The organism is Hyphomonas sp., assembly GCF_040882205.1.
Taxonomy (GTDB): Bacteria; Pseudomonadota; Alphaproteobacteria; order Caulobacterales; family Hyphomonadaceae; genus Hyphomonas.
The window spans coordinates 1-3,651 of the sequence record NZ_JBBEBT010000194.1; the positions used below are offsets into that span (position 1 = coordinate 1).

The 3,651-nt window shown below is 66.6% G+C and carries 5 protein-coding genes and 1 riboswitch; all 5 genes read left to right on the forward strand.

All coding sequences use genetic code 11. The features are described from left to right. Nucleotides 1–1,033, forward strand: a 1,033-nt coding sequence (locus tag WEA77_RS08045) for a DUF697 domain-containing protein (RefSeq protein ID WP_368067350.1), incomplete at its 5' end; no start/stop codon positions are given. Nucleotides 1,034–1,164: 131 nt separating this feature from the next. Beyond that, nucleotides 1,165–1,467 carry an isocitrate lyase/phosphoenolpyruvate mutase family protein gene (locus WEA77_RS08050; protein WP_368067351.1) on the forward strand — a complete coding sequence of 101 codons (303 nt, stop codon included), beginning with the start codon at nt 1,165–1,167 and terminating at the stop codon, nt 1,465–1,467. 31 nt (nt 1,468–1,498) lie between these two features. Continuing rightward, a complete protein-coding gene (locus tag WEA77_RS08055) occupies nt 1,499–1,879 on the forward strand; it encodes an isocitrate lyase/phosphoenolpyruvate mutase family protein (RefSeq protein ID WP_368067352.1) in 381 nt (126 codons plus the stop codon). A 51-nt stretch (nt 1,880–1,930) separates the two neighbouring features. Further along, nucleotides 1,931–2,022: riboswitch (glycine riboswitch) on the forward strand. 143 nt (nt 2,023–2,165) lie between these two features. Continuing rightward, nucleotides 2,166–3,335 (forward strand): glycine cleavage system aminomethyltransferase GcvT, encoded by a 1,170-nt coding sequence (gene gcvT / locus WEA77_RS08060; RefSeq protein WP_368067353.1) that lies wholly within the window; start codon nt 2,166–2,168, stop codon nt 3,333–3,335. A 20-nt stretch (nt 3,336–3,355) separates the two neighbouring features. Then, the coding region (gene gcvH / locus WEA77_RS08065; protein ID WP_368067354.1) for a glycine cleavage system protein GcvH at nt 3,356–3,651 on the forward strand (296 nt) is incomplete at its 3' end.

Genomic DNA, 3,651 nt, shown 5'->3' on the forward strand with positions numbered 1-3,651 from the left:
GTCAGTGTCGGCACTGATCGTGGTCACCTTCCTGATCGTGATCGGGCAGGGCTTTCTCTTTTACCGGCTGTTCGATGATGTGCATCCGGTACTGGGCTACGCTTACATTCTTGTTCTGGCGGGCTTGCTCGCCCTGCTTGTCGGGCGGCCGCTCGCGGCGTTCCTGTCGATGCCGGTGGCGGCGAGGCCTCCGTCCCTCCTGATCGATGCGAAGGCGCCGCAGCCCGAGGCGCTGGCCGCGCGCATCAGATATGACATCCGCTATTTGCAGATGCTTCAGGCGAACCCGCTGACGGCGGGCGAGCGCCCCGCGATTGCGACGAGCCTTCTGGAGGCGCGGGCGCTGCTGGCGCGGGCGGCGAAGGCGGCGCCGGATGAGGCGTTGAAGCTGTCGCTGGCGCTGGAAGTGTTCGAGCGCACGCAGATCGAGGCGCTGCTGGCCCCGCTCGACAAGAAGGCAGAGGCGATCATCCATTCAGAAGCGGTGGGCGTGGGCGTTGCGACCGCGATTTCGATGAACGGCACGCTGGATGCCTTCATCGTGCTGTGGCGCAACGCCAATCTCGTGGCGCGCATCTCGCGGATCTATTTCGGCCGGCCGCACCTGATGGGCAGCCTTCGCATCCTGCGCGATGTGGCGGCCATCGTGGTGGCGGCGCGGGCGCTGGAGGATGTGAGCGAGATGACCGGCGAGGTGATCGGGGGACTGCTCGGCCGGATGGGCGGGCTGATCGCCGGGCCGGTGATGGACGGCGGCATCAATGCGATGATGACGCTGAAGCTCGGGTATCTCGCGAAGCGCCGTTGCCGGAGCTTCAAGGGCTGGTCGGCGGGGCAGGCGGCGGCGATCTCGGCGGAGGCGTTGAAGGAAGTGAAGAAGGAATCAGGCTCGGTAATCGGCGATCTCCTGAAGCGTGTGGCCGGGCTGACGACGCATGCCTCACGGGCGACCGAACGGGCCCTGGCGGGTTCGCGCAGCGCCTGGGGCATAGTGCAGAGCTGGTTCGGCGCCAGCAAGCCGGCGGGCACGTGACGCGCAAGAAGTGGGTCGCGTAGGGACCGCAGATGTAGGATCAAGAGGCTCACAAACGGAGCACGTCATGACCACGCAGGCAGAAAAACTGAAGCAGTTCAGCACGTTGCACGGGGGGCGCGGCGCCGCTGGTGCTGGTCAATATCCGGGACCCCGGCTCGGCCCGGACCGTCGCTGCGCCGGGCGCCGCTGCCCTCGCGACCGGCAGCGCCTCGGCCGGCGGGGCCTTGGGCTTCGGGGACGGCGAGACAGTGCCGCTGGAGGCGGTGCTGGCACATGCGGCGCAGATCGTTGAGGCCGTGGACCTGCCGGTGTCGGTCGATTTTGAAGCGGGCTACTCGGCCACGCCCGAAGGCGTGGCGGAGAATGTGCGGCGGCTCATTGCCGCCGGCGCCGTGGGCATGAACCCTCGAGGATGGCTATCGGGCGGGTGATGGCGAGGGGCTGCGTCCGCTTGCCCAAGCGGTGGCACGCCTCCGCGCGGCGCGGGTCGTGTCAGACGGCGTGCTGGCGGGTTTCTGGATCAATGCGCGCACCGACATCTGCCTGCGCGCAAAACCAGCGACGCATGGCGCACATATCACCGGCGTCAGCGCGCGCGGCGCGGCCTGCGCCGAGGCGGGGGCGAGCAGTTTCCTGGTGCCGGGCCTGCGGGATAGCGGCCTGAACCGCGAAGTGTGCGCGGCGAGCCGGTTGCCGGTGAACGTGATGGCGGGGCCGGAGGCGGCGGAATCCGGCGCGCTGGCGGCGCCAGGGGTGCGACGGATCAGCTATGGCCCGTTTCCCTGGCGCGCCGCGATGGCAATGCCCGCTTCCTATGCAGCGGCGGCGGGCAAGCCGGGCTGACAGGGTTCGGGCCTTGCGGCGCCCGGGAATCCGCGATAGCTGGCAGCAATGAATTCTCTTCCGGGAGAGAGCGGCATTCGGTAGCCGCCGCCGAAGGCGCAACCGCCCCGGAATCGCTCAGGCAAAAGGGCCGGAAGAGAATCAACACGCTGGAAAGAGGCTGAAACAGGCCTCGCCGAAGGAGCAAGCCCGTTCACTCGCGGGCGGAATCTCTCAGGCGCCAAGGACAGCGGGGGCGACGAACGTGCGGCTTGCGCTGCAGTCGTCTGCTTTTCGGGATGGCGCCATGGCTGACACGACGACTGACACGACGACTGACACCCTGCGGCGCACCGCGCTCTATACGCTGCATGCGGAATATGGCGCAAAGCTTGTCCCGTTCGCGGGTTATGAAATGCCGGTACAGTTTCCGGACGGCGTGAAGCAGGAGCATCTCTGGACGCGCAATGAGGCCGGACTGTTCGATGTGAGCCATATGGGGCCATGTTTCCTGACGCTCGCTTCCGGCACGCGCGCCGATCCGGCGGCGCATGAGGAGATTTCGGCGCTGATCGAGACGCTGGTGCCGTCGGATATCAGGGGGCTGAAGCCGGGGCAGGCGCGCCTCACCGTGCTGCTGAACGCCGAGGGCGGAATTCTCGACGACCTGATCATTACCCGTCCGTATGAGGGCGATCGCCAGGGCGAGCTCTACATCGTTGTCAATGGCGCGATGAAGGATCAGGACTGGGGCATTTTCAAAAGCGCGCTGGCGGGCAAGGCCGTGCTGACGCGCGCCGATGACGGCGTGCTGTTTGCGTTGCAGGGGCCGAAGGCGGAGAAGGTGCTGTCGGCCTATTTTCCGGGTTGCGCGGGGCTGCGGTTCATGGAGAGCCGGCGGCTGGTGCACGATGGCGAGACCTTCGTCGTATCGCGCTGCGGGTATACGGGCGAGGACGGATTTGAAGTCTGGAGCAGCGCGCCAGCGGGCAGTGAACTTGTACGCCTGCTGCTGGATGACCCTTGCGTGCGCCCGATCGGACTGGGCGCGCGGGACTCGCTGCGGCTGGAAGCGGGGCTGTGCCTCTATGGGCATGACCTGACGCCGGAGATTTCACCGGTCGAAGCGGACCTCGCCTGGGTGATCCAGAAGCGGCGGCGCGGGGCGGGTGATTTTCCGGGCGCGGCGCGTATCCTCCGTGAGCTGAACGAGGGACCTGCGCGCAAGCGGGTGGGCATCCGTCCGCTGGAGCGGGCACCGGCGCGCGAGGGCGCTGAAATTTATGTGGGCGGCAAAGCCGTGGGCGTGGTCACCTCCGGAGGATTCGGGCCGAGCATCGATGCGCCGGTGACGATGGGCTATGTGAACGCTGCCCATGCCGCGCCAGGCACGAAGGTCGACCTGATGGTGCGCGGCAAGGCCCGCCCCGCCGAAATTGCCAGCCTTCCCTTCATTCCAGCCCGTTACAAACGTTAGTCCGTTCGAGGAGAAACCTGATGACCACCTATTACACCAAGGACCATGAATGGATCCGCATTGACGGCGATACCGGCACGGTCGGTATCACGTCGTATGCCGCTGGCCAGCTTGGCGATGTGGTTTATGTCGAGCTACCGGAGAGGGGCGCGAAGTTTGCGCGCGGGGACGATTTTGCAGTCGTCGAGAGCGTCAAGGCCGCGTCGGACGTTTATGCGCCGGTGTCGGGCTCGGTGCTTGAGGTGAACAGTGCACTGTCGGAGGAGCCGGAGAAAGTGAACGACGCGGCAGAAGGCGATGCCTGGTTTGTGCGCGT